Source organism: Microcoleus sp. POL10_C6 (assembly GCF_036701585.1).
In the GTDB taxonomy this organism is placed as follows: Bacteria; Cyanobacteriota; Cyanobacteriia; order Cyanobacteriales; family Microcoleaceae; genus Microcoleus.
Window position 1 is genome coordinate 52,156 of sequence record NZ_JAUBRB010000035.1, and the last position, 18,072, is coordinate 70,227.

General features: G+C 47.0%; 16 protein-coding genes. 7 read left to right on the forward strand and 9 right to left on the reverse strand.

Annotated features, from left to right (window positions below):
* Positions 1-72 precede the first annotated feature (72 nt).
* Positions 73-1,767 (reverse strand): hypothetical protein, encoded by a 1,695-nt coding sequence (locus QUA34_RS19340; RefSeq protein WP_333388937.1) that lies wholly within the window; start codon positions 1,765-1,767, stop codon positions 73-75.
* Positions 1,768-2,412: 645 nt separating this feature from the next.
* On the opposite strand from QUA34_RS19340, the gene psaA reads away from it, so the two are divergent.
* From psaA to QUA34_RS19360, 4 genes are all read left to right on the forward strand, one after another.
* Complete coding sequence (gene psaA / locus QUA34_RS19345) at positions 2,413-4,707, forward strand: photosystem I core protein PsaA (protein ID WP_333388938.1); 2,295 nt, start codon at positions 2,413-2,415, stop codon at positions 4,705-4,707.
* Between the two features lie 110 nt (positions 4,708-4,817).
* A complete protein-coding gene (gene psaB / locus QUA34_RS19350; RefSeq protein ID WP_333103716.1) occupies positions 4,818-7,046 on the forward strand; it encodes a photosystem I core protein PsaB in 2,229 nt (742 codons plus the stop codon).
* 168 nt (positions 7,047-7,214) lie between these two features.
* Positions 7,215-8,573 carry an AAA family ATPase gene (locus tag QUA34_RS19355; RefSeq protein WP_333388939.1) on the forward strand — a complete coding sequence of 453 codons (1,359 nt, stop codon included), beginning with the start codon at positions 7,215-7,217 and terminating at the stop codon, positions 8,571-8,573.
* 1 nt (position 8,574) lies between these two features.
* Entirely contained in the window at positions 8,575-9,111 is a 537-nt protein-coding gene (locus QUA34_RS19360; RefSeq protein WP_333388940.1) for a hypothetical protein, read from the forward strand.
* Between the two features lie 79 nt (positions 9,112-9,190).
* Here the strand turns inward: QUA34_RS19360 and QUA34_RS19365 are convergent, their stop codons facing one another.
* The 3 genes from QUA34_RS19365 to QUA34_RS19375 form a co-directional block, all read right to left on the reverse strand.
* Positions 9,191-9,385, reverse strand: a complete 195-nt coding sequence (locus QUA34_RS19365; RefSeq protein WP_333027259.1) for a hypothetical protein — start codon at positions 9,383-9,385, stop codon at positions 9,191-9,193.
* 151 nt (positions 9,386-9,536) lie between these two features.
* Positions 9,537-9,731 (reverse strand): hypothetical protein, encoded by a 195-nt coding sequence (locus tag QUA34_RS19370; RefSeq protein WP_236506337.1) that lies wholly within the window; start codon positions 9,729-9,731, stop codon positions 9,537-9,539.
* A 155-nt stretch (positions 9,732-9,886) separates the two neighbouring features.
* The gene (locus QUA34_RS19375) at positions 9,887-10,099 is read right to left on the reverse strand and encodes a helix-turn-helix domain-containing protein (protein WP_006631307.1); all 213 of its coding nucleotides are present in this window, start codon (positions 10,097-10,099) and stop codon (positions 9,887-9,889) included.
* A gap of 181 nt (positions 10,100-10,280) precedes the next feature.
* Between QUA34_RS19375 and QUA34_RS19380 the strand changes: the two genes are divergently transcribed.
* The 3 genes from QUA34_RS19380 (at position 10,281) to QUA34_RS19390 (ending at position 11,286) form a co-directional block, all read left to right on the forward strand.
* A complete protein-coding gene (locus tag QUA34_RS19380; protein WP_333388941.1) occupies positions 10,281-10,751 on the forward strand; it encodes a hypothetical protein in 471 nt (156 codons plus the stop codon).
* Between the two features lie 98 nt (positions 10,752-10,849).
* Positions 10,850-11,071, forward strand: coding sequence for a type II toxin-antitoxin system HicA family toxin (locus QUA34_RS19385; protein WP_333078501.1), 222 nt, complete (start codon positions 10,850-10,852; stop codon positions 11,069-11,071).
* Complete coding sequence (locus QUA34_RS19390) at positions 11,068-11,286, forward strand: type II toxin-antitoxin system HicB family antitoxin (RefSeq protein WP_333078499.1); 219 nt, start codon at positions 11,068-11,070, stop codon at positions 11,284-11,286. The genes QUA34_RS19385 and QUA34_RS19390 overlap by 4 nt, the downstream gene beginning before the upstream one ends.
* On the opposite strand, the gene QUA34_RS19395 is transcribed toward QUA34_RS19390, so the two are convergent.
* The 5 genes from QUA34_RS19395 to QUA34_RS19415 all read right to left on the reverse strand — a co-directional run bounded on the left by QUA34_RS19395 (position 11,283) and on the right by QUA34_RS19415 (position 17,746).
* On the reverse strand, positions 11,283-11,489 hold the full coding sequence (locus tag QUA34_RS19395; RefSeq protein ID WP_172190588.1) for a hypothetical protein: 207 nt from the start codon (positions 11,487-11,489) through the stop codon (positions 11,283-11,285). The genes QUA34_RS19390 and QUA34_RS19395 overlap by 4 nt on opposite strands.
* Positions 11,490-11,808: 319 nt before the next feature.
* On the reverse strand, positions 11,809-13,131 hold the full coding sequence (locus QUA34_RS19400; protein ID WP_333327492.1) for a CO2 hydration protein: 1,323 nt from the start codon (positions 13,129-13,131) through the stop codon (positions 11,809-11,811).
* Between the two features lie 177 nt (positions 13,132-13,308).
* Positions 13,309-14,862 (reverse strand): NADH-quinone oxidoreductase subunit M, encoded by a 1,554-nt coding sequence (locus QUA34_RS19405; RefSeq protein ID WP_333327489.1) that lies wholly within the window; start codon positions 14,860-14,862, stop codon positions 13,309-13,311.
* 200 nt (positions 14,863-15,062) lie between these two features.
* Positions 15,063-15,782 (reverse strand): carbonic anhydrase, encoded by a 720-nt coding sequence (locus QUA34_RS19410; RefSeq protein WP_333327486.1) that lies wholly within the window; start codon positions 15,780-15,782, stop codon positions 15,063-15,065.
* A gap of 104 nt (positions 15,783-15,886) precedes the next feature.
* Positions 15,887-17,746, reverse strand: coding sequence for an NAD(P)H-quinone oxidoreductase subunit F (locus QUA34_RS19415; protein WP_333327483.1), 1,860 nt, complete (start codon positions 17,744-17,746; stop codon positions 15,887-15,889).
* Between the last annotated feature and the right edge of the window lie 326 nt (positions 17,747-18,072).

Sequence of the window (18,072 nt, forward strand, 5' to 3'; positions counted from 1 at the left end):
CTAATTTTTGATTTTTGACCGCAGATGGAGCACGGGCGGGACGCCCATGCCACGAATCCCAGAAAGTTTTTGTTAGGTGGCAAATTCGACTTTTTGTTCGGATTTGGGCGGATTTTCTGGTTGGGAAACTGTTGTTTCGGGAGAGGCTAATTCGCTGGTTGGCTGGCTAGGAGTTTCAGCGGCCACTGGTGGCGTTGGCGGTACAAGATTGGGAGACTGTTCTGGTATCGCGGGAGCAACTACTTTTGGTACTGGAGCTTTTCCTGTTATTTCTGGCAGGGTTGGTGGCTCTGAAGGATTAACAGGTTGGGGTTCTTGACGCAGGAAGTTGCGGAACCGATTGTAGTATCCTTTATATTCCTGTTTTTTTGTTTGGGGAGATGCTGTTGGGATCGGTTCTATTATTTTAACGGGTGCAACAACTTTGGGGGTTTCTAACTGGGGAGTTGCTGTCGGTGTCGGTTCTATTACTGGAATTGGTTCTACAATTTTAGGGGTTTCTAACGGTGGAGTTGCTGTCGGTGTCGGTTCTATTACTGGAATTGGTTCTACAATTTTCGGCGCTTCGAGTTGGGGGGTTGCTGTCGGTGTCGGTTCTATTACTTGAATTGGTTCTACAATTTTCGGGGCTTCGAGTTGGGGGGTTGCTGTCGGTGTCGGTTCTATTAGTTGAATGGGAGCAACTTCGGGAGCGACTGTTGGCTCTAAAGTCGGTTGGGTAACAGGAGTTTCTGGAACCGCTGGTGAGGGTTGGACAACTGGTGTTTTTTCTAATGCAGGTGTCGGTGTCGGTTCGGGGGTTGGGGTTGGTGTGGGAGCGGGGGCTTGGTAGGTTGGATCGACTATACCGCGACTTTCTGCTGCTGTTAGTTCGCCCCGCACTAATTTTGAAAGAGGCTCTTGACCGAGCGGTTGGAAATTTATCAGTCTGACTGTATTATTAAAGGCGTTTTTGACGATATTTCCCCGCTCGTCAATTAATTCTAGCTGTACCCAGTTTTTGCCTGGTTTGAATCCTTTAAGATATATAGGTTGCCACTGGTCGATCGCAAAGCTTTGGCCGTTGACTGTGGCTCTAATTTTCCAATCGAGTATTTCATCTTGGGAATTTTCTTGCGCCATTTGGTGCGGGGGGGCATTTGTCAAGTAAAAGTCGAGCAGGATGGGTTCTGCCCCGTAGCTGCCCTGCGGGCTGTTGTACGTTAATAGGGGCAATCTTCTATCGGGATTGTTGTCGTCTGTTTTGGTAAAAATGTGAAAGGTGGTTTGAGCCACGGCACCTTCGTTTTTAAAGCTTTCTTCCCAAGGGCGGGCGGCTAACACTTGCAGGGTATGGGTTCCGGGCTCTAAGTCGGAGAGCGTTAAAGGTTGGTTGATGTCGTAAACTGCTGCATAAGGTTGGTTGTCTAATAAAACTTGCAGATGGGGGCCCAAACCCAAGTTTGCATCTTTGAAAATGGGCAAATCCTTAACTTGGAACTGAACAGACACATTTATATCCTGAAGCACTTCGTCAGGTTTTGGATTCAAAATACTAATTTGAGGCTGGTAGATTTCTAGAGCCTGACGCAGTTGTTGAATGGCTTCTGGGGGAGAAACCTCTGAGATTCTGTTTACTGGGGCGGTAGCTGAGCCGCTCTTGTTCCCTGGTTTGGGCAATTCGGGATTGCCCAAACCACAACTTGCTAAACCCAAAATTAATACTGCTACTGCGAACAATGCCAGCAGCCTGCCCGCAACCGTTCTGTGCCAATTGATCCCAATCACGCAACCATACTCCTAGAAGCCTTCTCATAGGGAACTATAGCCCAAAAATGAATTTAGTATTGGGGAATTGCCGGCTTTGGAATTCCAAAGCCGCGTAGGAGCCCGGATTGAGGCAGCAGCGGGCAACCCATCCTCTCCCACTCTTAATTGCCGCAGCCTTTTTCCCAAACATATATCTACAAATGAGTATTCCTAAATTACCTTATCTTTGAGTTTTGTAAAGTTAATGGCAGTACCCCTTGACTTTTTTGAGGGACTGTGGGATTTAAAGGCGTTATTACATCAAGAATTGAGCCTTTTTTAAGTATTGTTAACAAGCGATTAATACTCCTCTAGCAAGCTTATAATTCATAAAACTCCCTCAAAAGGAGCAGCCGTATCAAGTCTGAATCAAGGATGCGATCGGCGGCTGCAGATAGCGAGAAGAGTTAGCAGTACCCAGTCACATTGTTAGCGACACTGGGAAACTGGCTTCTTCACAGAAGCAAAATGCTTGGGGAGACGATGCACCTGCGTCTAGCTCTGCAAAGAGTAAAGTGCAGTGAAGTGTCGGCTTTTTCGAGAATCCCCCGCCTAATCAAGCGTGGGGAGTGTCCGGTACAGTGTTCAGTTCTCGTTCCTTGTCTTACCGAGAGGAGAGTCTTCATGACCATTAGTCCTCCAGAGCGAGAGGTAAAAGCTAGGGTAGTAGTCGATAAAAATCCGGTTCCAACTTCTTTCGAGAAGTGGTCAAAACCCGGTCATTTTGATCGCACTCTAGCTAAGGGGCCAAAAACCACCACTTGGATTTGGAACCTCCACGCTAACGCTCACGACTTTGACAGTCATACAAGTGACTTAGAAGACGTTTCGCGCAAAATCTTTAGCGCTCACTTCGGCCACTTGGCAGTAATCTTCGTATGGTTGAGCGGCGCATATTTCCACGGCGCTAAATTTTCCAATTACGAAGCTTGGCTGACAAATCCTACAGCCATCAAGCCCAGCGCTCAAGTGGTCTGGCCGATTTTTGGTCAAGAAATTTTAAATGCAGATGTAGGCGGCGGCTTTCACGGGATTCAGATCACCTCTGGTCTATTCCAACTGTGGCGCGCCAACGGCATCACTAACTCATACCAGCTATATTGCACTGCGATCGGCGCCCTGGTAATGGCAGCTTTGATGCTGTTTGCCGGTTGGTTCCACTATCACGTCCGCGCTCCGAAACTGGAATGGTTCCAGAACGTGGAATCGATGATGAACCACCACTTGGCAGTTTTGTTAGGCTGCGGGTGCTTGGGCTTCGCAGGACAACAAATTCACGTTGCTCTGCCGATCAATGCTTGCATGGACGCGATCGATGCAGGTTCACCGCTGACAGTCGGCGGCAAGCTGATCAAAACAGTTGCTGACATCCCTCTGCCGCACGAGTGGATTTTGACACCGGGCTTGATGGCTGACATCTACCCGAGTTTCGCTAAAGGTTTAACCCCCTTCTTCACCCTCAACTGGGGCGCATACACAGACTTCCTGACCTTCAAAGGCGGTCTGAACCCGACCACAGGCGGTTTGTGGCTGACTGATACAGCACACCACCACTTAGCTTTGGCAGTGCTGTTCATTGTTGCTGGTCATATGTACCGCACGAACTGGGGCATCGGCCACAGCATGAAAGAAATCCTAGAGAACCACAAAGGCCCCTTCACTGGTGAAGGTCACAAAGGTCTCTACGAAATCCTGACTAATTCTTGGCACGCGCAACTGTCGATTAACTTGGCACTGATGGGCTCTCTGAGCATCATCGTCGCCCAACACATGTACGCGATGCCTCCGTATCCGTACATCGCGACGGACTACCCGACTCAGTTGTCCATCTTCACCCACCATATGTGGATCGGCGGATTCCTGATTGTTGGAGCAGCCGCTCACGGAGCAATCTTCATGGTTCGGGACTACGAACCGAGCGGGAACGTCAACAACCTGCTCGATCGCGTGATCCGTCATAGAGATGCGATCATTTCCCACCTGAACTGGGTTTGTATATTCTTGGGCTTCCACAGCTTCGGTTTGTACGTTCACAACGACACGATGCGGGCTTTCGGTCGTCCTCAAGATTTGTTCTCGGATACCGGGATTCAGTTGCGTCCGATATTTGCCCAGTGGGTGCAAAACATCCACGCTTTGGCTCCGGGCACAACCGCGCCTAATGCTACGGAAATCGTTAGCCACGCTTTTGGCGGCGGTGCAGTAGTAGTCGCCGGCAAAGTAGCGATGATGCCGATCGAGTTGGGTACGGCGGATTTCATGATCCACCACATCCACGCTTTCACCATTCACGTTACAGTCCTGATTCTCTTGAAGGGCGTGTTGTTTGCACGCAGTTCTCGCTTGGTTCCTGACAAAGGCAACTTGGGCTTCCGGTTCCCTTGCGACGGCCCCGGCCGTGGCGGCACCTGCCAAGTTTCTGGTTGGGATCACGTGTTCCTAGGCTTGTTCTGGATGTACAACTGCATCTCGATCGTGATTTTCCACTTTAGCTGGAAAATGCAGTCGGACGTGTGGGGAACAGTATCGCCAGACGGCACAATTTCTCACATTACCGGTGGCAACTTCGCACAAAGTGCGATCACGATTAACGGCTGGCTGCGGGACTTCCTTTGGGCGCAAGCTTCTCAGGTGATTCAGTCCTACGGTTCGGCACTGTCGGCCTACGGTCTGATGTTCCTAGCTGGACACTTCGTCTTCGCCTTCAGCTTGATGTTCCTGTTCAGCGGCCGCGGCTACTGGCAAGAACTGATTGAGTCGATTGTTTGGGCTCACAACAAGCTCAAGGTAGCTCCGTCGATTCAGCCTCGCGCTCTGAGCATTATTCAGGGTCGGGCTGTGGGTGTAGCTCACTACCTCCTAGGAGGAATTGTCACTACGTGGGCATTTTTCCTAGCGCGAATCATTTCGGTAGGGTAAACTACCCCTAGGTTTTGGATTCTCGATTTGGGAGGAATCTCAAATCGAGAATCCAAACTCCGAACCGAATCCCTTCAATTTTGTTCAGGATTCAGGATTAATCAAGGCTTATGGCAACGAAATTTCCAAAATTTAGCCAAGACCTTGCCCAAGACCCGACCACACGGCGGATCTGGTACGGGATTGCCACAGCACACGACTTTGAAAGCCACGATGGCATGACCGAAGAAAATCTTTACCAAAAGATTTTTGCTTCTCACTTCGGCCACGTAGCAATCATTTTCTTGTGGACATCGGGCAGCCTGTTCCACGTAGCATGGCAAGGTAACTTTGAACAGTGGATTAAAGACCCTCTAAACGTCCGCCCGATCGCTCACGCGATTTGGGACCCGCAATTCGGCGCTCCTGCTGTAGAAGCTTTCACTCAAGGGGGCGCTTCTAACCCGGTGGATATCTCTTACTCCGGTGTCTACCATTGGTGGTTCACCCAAGGGATTCGGACAAACGCCGACCTGTATCAAGGAGCTATCTTCTTGCTACTACTGGCCGCTGTATTCCTGTTCGCAGGTTGGTTGCACCTCCAACCCAAGTACCGCCCCAGCTTGTCTTGGTTCAAAAATGCTGAATCTCGCCTCAACCACCACTTGGCTGGTTTGTTCGGTGTCAGCTCTTTGGCTTGGACTGGTCACATGGTTCACGTTGCTATCCCCGAATCTCGCGGACAGCACGTAGGTTGGGACAACTTCTTGTCTACCCCACCTCACCCGGCCGGTTTGGCTCCGTTCTTCAGTGGTAACTGGGGCGTATACGCCGAGAATCCAGATGCAGCAAACCATGTCTTCGGTACTTCCGAAGGCGCTGGAACCGCAATTCTGACTTTCTTGGGTGGCTTCCACCCTCAAACAGAATCCCTGTGGCTGACAGACATCGCTCACCACCACTTGGCGATCGCAGTTCTGTTTATCGTTGCCGGTCATATGTACCGGACTAACTTCGGTATCGGTCACAGCATCAAAGAGATGTTGGATTCTAAGGCTGGTTTGGTCGGCGGCAAGAGTGAAGGACAGTTCAACTTGCCTCACCAAGGCTTGTATGAAACCTACAACAACTCGCTGCACTTCCAACTGGCATTTCACCTCGCTGCTTTGGGCGTAATTACCTCCTTGGTAGCACAGCATATGTACGCGATGCCTCCCTACGCTTTTATAGGTAAGGACTTCACGACTCAGGCTGCGCTTTACACCCACCACCAGTACATCGCTGGATTCATCATGGTCGGCGCTTTCGCCCACGGAGCTATCTTCTTGGTGCGGGACTACGATCCTGAAGCAAACAAAGGCAACGTGCTCGATCGCGTGTTGCAGCACAAAGAAGCGATTATCTCTCACTTGAGCTGGGTGTCGCTGTTCTTGGGCTTCCACACTCTCGGCTTGTACGTTCACAATGACGTTGTAGTCGCTTTCGGAACTCCTGAAAAGCAAATCTTGATTGAACCAGTGTTCGCACAGTTCATCCAAGCTGCTCACGGAAAAGCTCTCTACGGCATGGACGTGCTGTTGTCTAACCCTGACAGCATTGCTTCTACCGCTTGGCCGAACTACGGAAACGTATGGCTCCCAGGCTGGTTGGATGCGATTAACAGCGGTACTAATTCTCTGTTCTTGGCGATCGGACCTGGCGATTTCTTGGTTCACCACGCGATCGCACTAGGCTTGCACACCACCACCTTGATCTTGGTCAAGGGCGCTCTTGATGCACGCGGTTCTAAGCTGATGCCGGACAAAAAAGACTTCGGTTATGCTTTCCCTTGCGACGGCCCCGGCCGTGGCGGTACTTGCGACATCTCTGCTTGGGACGCGATGTACCTGTCTGTATTCTGGATGTTGAACACCCTAGCTTGGGTAACGTTCTACTGGCACTGGAAGCACCTGGGCATCTGGCAAGGTAATGTGGCTCAGTTCAATGAGTCTTCTACCTACCTGATGGGCTGGTTCCGCGATTACCTCTGGCTGTATTCTTCTCAGTTGATCAACGGTTACAACCCGTATGGTACTAACAACTTGTCAGTCTGGGCTTGGATGTTCTTATTCGGACACCTTGTTTGGGCAACTGGTTTCATGTTCCTGATCTCTTGGAGAGGTTACTGGCAAGAGTTGATCGAGACTTTGGTTTGGGCTCACGAGCGCACTCCTTTGGCTAACTTGGTTCGCTGGAAAGACAAGCCTGTTGCTTTGTCGATCGTCCAAGGTCGTTTGGTTGGCTTAGTTCACTTTACTGTGGGCAACGTCCTCACTTACGCGGCCTTTGTAATTGCCTCGACAGCCGGGAAATTCGGGTAACTCTGAACTCTGGTTTCTAGGTAATTAAATGAAATCCCCTGCCTTCTGGCGGGGGATTTTTTTAGGTATTTTGGTTAACTGAAGCTGTTAATCAGGAATCTGAGGGCGATCGCGCTGTCCTCTAAACCTCATTTTGGGTAATAATAGAGAAAAGCCTGAGTCTTCAACATGGTTCAACTGTCTTCTGACTGGAATAATGAGGCTTATGTGTCTCTGCATCTGGTTCAGACAATGCTGGAAATGGCAGGTTTGCCTCGCAAGAGTAGTTATTCTCACTGGATTCCAGAGTTTAAGGTTAAAGTACCTAGGCTGACTGCCAATAGTCAGTTAGTTTGGACTCAAAAAGAAGTTGATTTCTTAGTAGAAGACTTGAGTAGGTATATTAACTTTCTGGTTGAAATTAAGACGGCTAAAACTCGACTTGATGCGGCAGCTCGCATTCAGTTACAAACGTATCTGAAATACTCTAATACAAGATTTGGGATACTGATTGACCCTTTTTCGGTGGAGGTTTACGAATATACACAAGGACTCCCGACTCTAAAGTGTAAGCACAATATAGAAAACCCAGAACAAGTTCAACCAGTAGCAAATTTCGTTAGAAATTTTTTGGATACAGTTAAAATGCGTACAATTGCAATTTACACAGCTAAGGGTGGAGTTGGCAAAACCACGTTAGTCGTTAACATCGCTTATGAATTAGCCAAAATAGGTAATAGAGTTTTAGTTGTTGACTTGGATGATCAAGCTAATGCTAGTTTATCTTTAGGAGTTAATAAAGCTGATGAGTTAGATAATGCTACCAATCTGAAAGAGTTTGTCCAAATTTTGGATTCCTTTAAAGATCGAAAAGAACTCATTAATTTTTTAGAAGACTATGATAAAGAGGGTTTTAGCTATAAGGAATATATTCAACCTTCATCTTTAAATAAAATTCTCAATGTTGCTAATAGTACAAAGGGAAGAATTGATGTTCTCCCAAGCAGTTACAAAACAACAGACAGTAGCATTTTAAAATTAGGTGTTTTTTGGCAGAAAAAACTTGACAATGCCCTGTGGAAATCAGGTTTGTCAAACGATTATGAGTATGTAATTATGGATACGCCACCTAGCTTGACTGCTGTTACTCAGAATGGTATCCTTGCTGCTCAGTATGTAATCATACCGTCCCAGATGGAGTATCTCTCAGTATATGCAATTAGGATACCCATAAAAGATGCAAAAGAGATTCACGATAATACCGATGGTAGGAGAGGAAATATTTTAGGAATAATTCCTATGATGGTTGAAAATGTTAAGCTGCACACTACTATAAAAGCTTTAGTTTCTAAGGTATTTCGAGATATCCCTCTTCTTCCAGAGATAAAGCGAGCTACCGCTGTTGGTCAAGCTTCTCACGATCGCAAACCTCTTTCTTTATTTGCTGAGCATAATAGAACAGCGAGTAGTGTAGCAGCACAATTTTCAACTTTGACCAAACAAATAGTCAACCAAATAGATCACTTAGAAAGGAATAGCAGTAAGTAGCATGGTCAACTTTTACAAAAAAATTGAAAGCCAACCTTCTTTTGTAGTCTTAAATCAGATAGAAATTGCTCAAGAAAATTCAGGCACTTCAACCTCAATCATCAAAAAAGTTTCGCAATCTCTAACAGATTGGAACTTTAACCTGTCTCTGCCTATTGTTTGTCTCACCGATGAAGAAGATAAATACCATTTGTTAACAGGTTTACCAATCTATGAAGCAGGTAAAGCAGCCAATCTAGTCAGGATGTGGGTGTTTGTCATTGCAGCTAAACAACCAGAAGCAGAAAAGGCCATTGAACAAGCTGTTTTGCAGTCAAAGCTGAATGAAAGAGTTGTTGAGCCTCAAGACGTTACAGATTTCTTGGATTTTATTAACAATCCAAAATCTGACCTTACCTCAATCCCTGGCGTTAAAGATGGATACGCAAAGCTGATCCGCGATAAGCGTGTTTACAGTTCTCTGGAAGATATGCAGAAAAAACTAGGTGCTAAGCGCGGCTTAAATTGGCTAAGAGCATACAAGCAATCAAAAAGCTAAGCTCGCCATTTCTTGAAGTTTTGAGAAGTGCGATCGCCCCGAACCTCACTTGACCAAAAGTGCGATCACCCTAATCCCCTCAAATCTCGCCATTAACCTGCATTTGATGCACCTGATCAGCCAACTCTTGCAAGCGCTTTTCGTCCAACTCATCGATCGCCAGCATCCCGACATAGATAATTTCCTTAAGCGTTAGCCGGGTTGCTAGCGCCTTTTTCTGCACAAGTTCCTTAATTATGGGGCTAACCCCAATGGCGGTACTGGCTCTAGTCACAAAGGTAACGGGAGATTAACAACTTTGACTAAATCTTAGCACCTTTAAGCTGAGCTTTTATCTGCGATGCAAAATGCTTAAGCGCGTCTTGACAAGATGAAACACTAGGGTTTATAGTGGAAACGTGGAAAGGCCGATCGACCTTTTCCCCTCAAATCTCGCCATTGACCTGCATCTGATGCACCTTGTCAGCCAATTCTTGGCGGCTTTCCTTATCGAGTGCATCAATTGCCAGCATTCCCAAGTACACGACTTCCTTCTGAGTTAGTCGGGTCGCTTGGGCTTGTTTTTGAATGACTTCCTTAATCACGGAACTGACCGCGATCGCCGTATTAGTTTTTGCCACGAAGAATAATCAACGATTAATAACTTTCCTTGATGTTACCATCCTCAATCCGATTAACTACAATAATGTTTGACTAACTACAGTTAATCATGCTATAGTGTAAAAAATACAAAAAAGCCATCGCCCCCGGTCTAGACAACTTAAGGGCGATCGACCTATTCCTCCAAAACCTCAACCAAATCCTCAATCATCACATCAAAAGTCCGAGCTAACTTCCGCAGGCAAGTAAAGTCAACCATTGCCATTTCAGGACGACGAGCATAGCTTCTGACAGTGCTATAAATTACCCCGGAACGATCGGATACTTCCTTAAGCGTCCAGCCCTTCTCCGCCGCTAGTTCCCTAATTTTTAGCCTGACTAAACCCATGCTTGACAGTTGATGCAATTGCGTCGTACAATGTTATATGTAAAGAGCGATCGCCCCCCGGCCTGGAAAACTAAAGGGCGATCGTCTGTAAAACCTAATCTGGACAGATTATTTCTTTCTATCAAAAAGTGCATTTGCCATATCCAGAAGTCTACTAACCATATCCAGAGGTGTACTAGCCATGATATCAGAAACTCCGGCAAAATCGCGAACGATCGCAGAATCGAGAATAATTCACAAATCGCCAATCCTGCATCCGCTGGCGAGATTCGTTACCGAAGAAACAGTTGCACTCCTGTTCAATATCTCAGCAGAGGAGATTTACCGCATAGAATGCTGTCGCTACATGGTTTACGTTCACGCCAAAGGCATCAGCCGCTTTGTTAGCTACGCCGATTTTCCTCCTATTTTACAAGTACAGCCGATCGCACTTCAAGATTTTGGCAGATGGTACAAACGCTGGAAAAGCAAGCAAGCACCAGCATTTTGGACGAAATTCTACACGTACAAGTTCAAAAAAGCTGTTTCAGTTGACAGCTTGCTAGAGTGGGGCCAATTGGTAGCTACTGTTAAATCGGTCATTTCTGGGCCCGCGCTGCAACAGCTACGAGATGCCTATACCCAAGAAAAAGATTTGATGGAGAAATTTTAAAGTGCGATCGCCCCGACGAGCAACTGCGAGAATGGACAAAGGAAAAATTAAAATAAATGGCTAAGTGAGAAAATGGAGGTAGAAAATGGACAATCACCATGCCTAGAAAAATTCGCGAGTTAAAAGCTCAGATTACCCGTGAGGGCTTTATTTATTTGCCAAAACGCGGAAAAGGCAGCCATGAGAGATGGCAGCATCCTTTGATTGGGAAGACATTAACAATTCCAGGCAAAGACGGAGATGATGTGCCACGCTATTTAGAGAAGCAGTTGGCAATATTGTTAGCCGAACTCGACGAGTTAAAGGAGGAAGATTCATGAATCGATACAGTATGATCGTCCAATGGTCTGACGAGGATCAACTTTTCCTCGTGACGATTCCAGAGTTTGCCGAGCGCGTGGTCATGCCCTGTACCCACGGCCAAACCCGCGAAGAAGCCATCCGACATGGCGAAGAAGTGCTCGAAATGTATCTAGAAGCTTGGCAGGAAGAAGGTGAACCCATCCCCGCACCTAGCATTCTTCAAATCGCCTAGAAAACCTCATCTTCGATTCCCAGCCACCATTCCCCCAGATTCATTAAATCTTTGTGAAGGTCAGTAAGTTCTGTCATATACTCTTCAGCAGAAATCTCCGAGCGCCTTTCTTGCAATTTTTTCAGCCGCAGTTGCACCAACAGCCAAGGTTTGGAAATCCCGTCCTTTGCTTCGATATATTTGGCTAGATCTTTGCTGTCCATAGTTATTGGGGAAGGGGCATAGGGTATCGGGCATCGGGCATTGGATATTGGACAATTTTACATTTTAGATTTTAGATCAATTGGTAATTTTAATCTAAAATCGGATGGGGCCTAGTAATCGGTAATCATTAAGCTGTCACGCATTTAAACCACTAACGAGGCTTGTAGGGTGGGTCAAGAGTGAACACTTACGCGAAGGATGCGGGAAACACTTCTGTACTGACGCACCCTACTATCGTCTTTTAAATGCCGAACAGCTTAGGAGTTTTTGCAATAACAAATTCCCGATGCCCGATGCCCCATTCCCAATGCGCGAGGACTACCTATAATCCGAAGTCTGAATATTCTTGAGCTTCGCAGCATATTTCATACCGTATTCCGGGCGACAGAAGCGATCAAGCTGAGCCTCAAAGAATGCCCTATTTGCCTTCAAATGCTTCGGATTGGGGTCATCCAAAGGATACAAAAGAGCCGTCCGCAACGCTTGAAACACTGCCGAAGTAACGCAGTACATCGATCGCTGAAATGTCACTCCAATTTGATTGAGAATATCATCTTCGCCGCGACAGCGCTGTTTGTAGAAATCCATCAAATAAGGCGGCAGGAAATGCAGCATATCTTGTGCTAGCAAAGTCGGCGGAATCCCCGCCGTACCTACCGGGAATTTGTCTGCATACAAAACTCCGTAGTGGAAGTCTTTTTGGTCGTCAGGAACTTCCTTAGCTTGAGCATTGTAAGATTTGGTTCCTCGGAACGGTGAAGTGCGATAAAATACAGCTTCCACGTAAGGTAACGCTGCTTCATAAAGCCAAGTGAAACCCTTAGATTTGGGGATGATTTCGTAGGTTTCGCCGTCGATTTGAACGTGGTGGTAAATCGGGCGTCCGGCGATCGCAAATATGCCATTTACTAGGAAATCCATCGCCTGCGGGACTGTCGTAATTTTCCCTTCGTCGTACAAGTCGGAAACCTCAAAAAACACCGGCGCCATGACTTCCCAGAATAAACCGAGATTGCTGTAATAAGACATTTGGCGGCACTGTTCTAAAAACATTTCGGGAAATGCTTTGTGAAGTGCCAGCATGAACGGGTCTTTTTTGAAGTAAGCTTTAATGGCCCGATCGGCATTAGCCTTATATTCGTCACTGTCCAAATAAGGATCGAATTGATTGGTAGGCACGTACAAGCCCCGGTGCCAAAGCATTGACCTCATGCACTCTTCGGCAAATTCCATGTTAATGCGATCGTGCCACAAATGGTGAAACAGCCGCGGGAGTTTACCAGTTTCACCCTTCTCCATGAACTCCAAGAGTTCCGGGTGAACGCTGCCAGTCCCGCGCCAAATCCGCAAATCTGCACCGTCACCTGCATAGTGATTTTGTAAATCTAAATACTCTTGGGGTAAAAAGTATTTAAAGAAAGGAAGCGGGTGTAAAAATACCCGTTCGGCGATGTAAAGCAAGTCCCGCCAGTAAAAGTCCATCGGTACCGCGTAAGCTTTCCAAATAGCGATGATTTGCATCAGATTTTCCGGCGTATCTGGAATCATCGCACCGCCAGCTTCTAGCCTGTGAATTACTTCGGCAAATTCGTGTTTGGAAGGAGGTAGTTTAGTTGCTGGTTTATTAGGGGTTTGTACCATTGTTTCTTCCTTTGATGGAGTGAATCTAAATATTTTGAATTATTGCAAAAAGCTGCGATTCTTTAACTGGTTTTCCGGCTCTGCTTGGGAACCGATATCCAGGCCGGCGAGCCGGAAAATTGGAGGCAGAGCCTCTGGATCTGCGTTTCCAGGCTCTGCCTGGAAACGAGTAGATGCTTAGTCTGCAGAGGCGGACTTCGTTTGTGTAGACGCGATTTCCATATCCGAGTGCTCTACGGGATAGCTAATAGCAACTTGGGTATTTCTGTCCGCCGGCAGAGTAGCCACGATCGCATTTGTAGTAGATTCGCTCCACTTGAGCAGCCAAGCAGGTTGAATTCCCAACACAAAAATGATGCCCGCCAAAACCAGCGCCGGCATATTTTCAGCAAACGTAACTGGAGGGTAGTAAGCCGTGGCATTGTCCAACTTCCCAAAACAGGTGCGGTTGAGCAGAATCACAAAGTAAACTGCTGTTAAACCCGATGCTAAAATGCAGAGTAAAGTTGGAATTGGAAAGATCGAGAAACTGCCTTGAAACACTAAAAATTCGGCAATAAAACCCACCAAACCCGGAATGCCGGCGCTTGCCATGCCGCCCAAAACTAACAGAGAACTGGCAGTGGGTAAACCCCGCATCGGGTTCATCAAACCGTTGAGTACGTCCAAATCCCGCGTGCCAACTTTGGTTTCGATGATGCCTACCAAATAAAATAGCAAAGCTAAAATTAAGCCGTGGCTTACCATTTGCCCGACTGCACCGATTAATGCCAACTTCGTACCCGCGGCGCAGGCAACGAGGATGTAGCCCATATGCCCGATCGAACTATAGGCTACCATGCGCTTGATGTCTTTTTGGGCGATCGCGCTCAAAGCCCCGTACATCACGCTCACAGTCCCAATAATCGCTAAAACGGGAGCTATAATCGACCAAGTTTCGGGAAACATCTGCAAGCCGAACCGTACTAAACCGTAAGTTCCCAACTTCGCCAGAATCCCTCCCAGCAAAATTGCTGTTGCTGGCGAAGCTTCGACGTAAGCATCCGGTAGCCAAGTGTGCAGCGGCACCAAGGGAATTTTAATTCCCAACCCAATTAGCAAAATTGTTAGCAGGATTAACTGCACATTTCTCGGCAATTCTTGAGTAGTAATTGCACTGTAATCGAAATTTAAAGAACCGCTCAGCCAAGCCACACCCAAAAATGCTGCTAGCACTAAAAGTCCCGAAACTGCCGTGTAGATCAAAAACTTCATGGCAGCGTATTCCCGCTGCTTTCCGCCCCAAATCGCAATCAACAGGTAAAAAGGAATTAATTCTACTTCGTAAAACAGTACAAACAGCAGCAAATTTTGAGACATCAAAGCTCCGGCAATACCAGCATTGATTAGCAAAATCAAAGCGTAGTAAAGCTGGGGGCGCTCCATCTTTTCGCCAGTGCCGTAAATGACTAATAGCGTCAGCAAAGCACTTAAAACCAGCAGAGGCAAGGACAAGCCGTCAATGCCCAAGTTGTAGCTCAAACCTAATTGTGGAATCCAAGGTAAATATTCTTGAAATTGCAGTCCCGAATTTGCTGGATCGAATTGAGTCAACAGCCAGATATTCAAAATGAAAATAGCTGCCGCAAAAGCCGAGGCTATTGAACGCAGACGCATCCCATTGATATTTCCGGGCAGGAACCCGACTACCGCAGCGCCCAAGGCGGGCAACCAGAGCAAGGCACTAAGCATAATGTGTGAAGAGTGAAGAGTAATATCAATTCCGGTTGCACCGGAATAATTGTTGACGGTTGACGGTTGACAGTTAACTCGAATTTACTATTCCGATGCTAACTTATTTGATATTAACTCTCAATTTAGCACGCTTTTATGATTTGATAACTTGAGAGTTTAAATGTTACTTTTTCCCCAATTATCAATTCCAAATTGCCTCAAGACTCAACCAAAATATTGACGGCGCCCGTGTCTAAATCGTAATATCCACCCACAACTTTCAGTTTATTCTCCGCAATTAACTGAGAGATAACTGGAGAGGCTTTCAACTTGTTAGCTTGCAGCACAACATTGGCTTTTGAGGCATTTTCTAGCTTGTCGCCTGCTTGGCTTTTCGAGCTTTCTACAGCCGGCTTAATGGCGTCGAGCAAACTGCCAATTTGACCAGGAACTTGAGCCCCTTTGATGGTTGCGTCTACCGCACCGCACCTTTTATGCCCGATTACCACCAGCACTTTTGCTCCCAGTACCAGCGTGCCAAATTCCAGGCTGCCAATTTCTTCTGGGGTAGCAACATTTCCGGCCACGCGACAGACAAATAAATCTCCCAATCCCTGATCGAAAATAATCTCCGAAGGAAAGCGGGAATCTGCACAGCCGAGAATAGCAGCAAAGGGTTTTTGAGATTTGGCAACTTCGACGAGGCGGGGTAAGTCTTGGTTGGGACTTTGGCGTTTTCTTTCAACAAACCGCTTGTTCCCGTCCATTAACTTTTGCAGAGCTCCATCGGGAGTCAAGTCATTTTGAGCAATTGCTGGTTCGGGTGCAGCAAAATCAGCTCCTGCTCCTGCTGCGAGTATCCCTGTACCAATGGCACCTGCGACAAATTTGAGGGAATTGCGTCGGGAAAGATTGAATTCTCTGTGGTTTGAGTTCATTTGTGCTGCCTTCTTTGAACGAGTTGGAAATCTTTGTTCAAGACTTCATGTTTTTAAGATTTTAGATTAAAACTGTCACCTAAAATCTTAAATTTTATATCTATTTACCCGCCTACAATTAGCGACAAGCGAGCTAGCAGCGGCCAGCTTATGAGCAGTCCCAAAACCGCAACTCCGAACAGAATTGTCAAGGCGTAAAACTGAGTTTGACCGTTAACGTTGTATTTGAGGCTTTGCCCGCCGAAAACCGTTGCAAAACCGATTAAATTTACGAATCCGTCAACAATATTGCGATCGACCCAAGAGATAACTTGAGCAACTAGACCTACTGCAAATATCACTGTCACCCGGTAAAGTTTGGCGGTGTAAAAGTCGTAAGCAAAAAAGTCTTGCAGGGCTTGAGAACCGATTCGCACTGGTTTTTCCCATTTCTCGTTCAGGTAAACAAATGCTCCGGCACCGATGCCGATCGCCGTTGACAAAACTAGCAGTCCAGTGGCGGTATAATTCAAACTTGCCCCCGGCAATAAATGCCACGCCGCCAGCAAGTGCGGAACGTGCAAAGTAAAGCCCATTAAAACAGTCATCGGCAAGATAAAAGGCCAGTGAACTTCCGGCGACCGTTCGGTCATTTGCTTTGGTTGGCCGCCAAAAACTAAACCGAAGACGCGCACCAAGCCAAAAGCAGTGACGCCGTTGACAAACAGCACTATTCCTAACAAGAAAGGGTGAGTTTCCGAAAGCCCGGATGTGAAGTCTTCTAAAGCCCAGAAGCAGCCGAAGGGCGGCAGTCCTACTAATCCAGCGCTACCGACAATAAACGATATGGCCGATATTGGCCGCTTTCCCCACAAACCGCCGAGAGAGCGGACATCCTGAGTGATGCTGTTCCAAACTACCGAACCGATGCTCATCACCAGCAAACCCATTGCCAAGCTGTAGGCAAATATCAATGTCAGGGCTGTCTGGGCTTGTCCTGTGCCGACGGCGATAAATACTAAGCCCATGTAAGAGCTGACTATATAGGAAAGCGTGCGCTTGATGTCAATTTGGGCGATCGCAATTAATGAAGCACCAACCGCCGTCGCAGCACCTACAATAATAGTTGTCTTCAGTCCGATCGGCGACAAAGCAATCACTGGCTGCAACTTAATCAAAATCCAAGCACCAGTTTCCACAACTACGGTGTTCCGCAAAATTGTCGCCGGCAGCGGGCCTTCCATCGCCTCATCCAGCCACAGGTGCAAGGGAAACTGAGCGCACTTACCCATGGGCCCGGCAATCAAAGCTAAGCTCAACAGCGTCGCTACAGTAGGGTCAAGCTTTGCAGTCTGAGCCCAAACAGCCAACTCGTCAAAATTCCAAGTTCCAGCCAGCGGCAGAATTGCGACTACTCCCATCAGCAGGAATAAATCTCCCACCCGCTTGGTTAAGAAAGCGTCGCGGGCTCCTGTCACCACCAAAGACTGATTGAACCACAGCCCGACTAGCAGGTAAGTACCCAAAGTCAGAACTTCCAAAATCATGTAGCTGAAGAAGAGAGAATTGCACAGTACCAACCCGCACATCCCCGCTTCAAACAGCCCCATCAAGGAAAACAACCGAGCCCAGCCCCAGTCCATTTCCATGTAACCGAAAGCATAAATCTGCGCCAGCAAGTTCAGTCCGGTAATCAAAACTGTCGCCCCGACGGTGACAGCAGAGATTTCAACGGGAATGGTTAAGTCTAAACCTGCTACATTCAGCCAGGGAATGAACTGGTGTTGCGCTGGTTGGTTCCAGATAGCTGCGAGGGCGATGATGCCGTGTAGGAAAGCGAACAACGTTAATATGGCGTTCACATAACCGGATGGTCTTGGCCCCGTGCGACGGGTAACTGCCGGAAACCACAGTATCGACAGAACTCCACCGATGAGTGGATAGCAAGGTATAAACCAAACCGTCTGGAGTAAGATTTGAGCCATTGGCATTACCTGTAAAGGTTACAAAAATTTAAAATTCTGAGAATAATTACGATGGCGCTGACGACAGCACTGAAAAGCCAGAAGGCAGAATTAGAGGCTATTTTGGCGTCAGTATTCGAGTTACTCGTTGTTTTGAGACTAGGGGGAAAGAATAGACTTATTAATTTTATATTAAGTATTGCGTTAAATTATCATATTTCTGATTCAGCATATTTATCGGTACCGATAAACTCTACTTATACGTATATATAGGGTTTGCTGAATAATTGATCGCAGACCACTAGCAGGAGCGATCGATATATTCAAGGTGAGTTAAATATAAGTTT

Excerpts from the sequence above, each read along its gene's own strand:
- psaA (WP_333388938.1), top strand. The coding sequence starts at position 2,413 with ATGACCATTAGTCCTCCAGAGCGAGAGGTAAAAGCTAGGGTAGTAGTC.
- psaB (WP_333103716.1), top strand. The coding sequence starts at position 4,818 with ATGGCAACGAAATTTCCAAAATTTAGCCAAGACCTTGCCCAAGACCCG.
- QUA34_RS19355 (WP_333388939.1), top strand. The coding sequence starts at position 7,215 with ATGGTTCAACTGTCTTCTGACTGGAATAATGAGGCTTATGTGTCTCTG.
- QUA34_RS19360 (WP_333388940.1), top strand. The coding sequence starts at position 8,575 with ATGGTCAACTTTTACAAAAAAATTGAAAGCCAACCTTCTTTTGTAGTC.
- QUA34_RS19375 (WP_006631307.1), bottom strand. The coding sequence starts at position 10,099 with ATGGGTTTAGTCAGGCTAAAAATTAGGGAACTAGCGGCGGAGAAGGGC.
- QUA34_RS19380 (WP_333388941.1), top strand. The coding sequence starts at position 10,281 with ATGATATCAGAAACTCCGGCAAAATCGCGAACGATCGCAGAATCGAGA.
- QUA34_RS19385 (WP_333078501.1), top strand. The coding sequence starts at position 10,850 with ATGCCTAGAAAAATTCGCGAGTTAAAAGCTCAGATTACCCGTGAGGGC.
- QUA34_RS19390 (WP_333078499.1), top strand. The coding sequence starts at position 11,068 with ATGAATCGATACAGTATGATCGTCCAATGGTCTGACGAGGATCAACTT.
- QUA34_RS19395 (WP_172190588.1), bottom strand. The coding sequence starts at position 11,489 with ATGGACAGCAAAGATCTAGCCAAATATATCGAAGCAAAGGACGGGATT.
- QUA34_RS19400 (WP_333327492.1), bottom strand. The coding sequence starts at position 13,131 with ATGGTACAAACCCCTAATAAACCAGCAACTAAACTACCTCCTTCCAAA.
- QUA34_RS19405 (WP_333327489.1), bottom strand. The coding sequence starts at position 14,862 with ATGCTTAGTGCCTTGCTCTGGTTGCCCGCCTTGGGCGCTGCGGTAGTC.
- QUA34_RS19410 (WP_333327486.1), bottom strand. The coding sequence starts at position 15,782 with ATGAACTCAAACCACAGAGAATTCAATCTTTCCCGACGCAATTCCCTC.
- QUA34_RS19415 (WP_333327483.1), bottom strand. The coding sequence starts at position 17,746 with ATGGCTCAAATCTTACTCCAGACGGTTTGGTTTATACCTTGCTATCCA.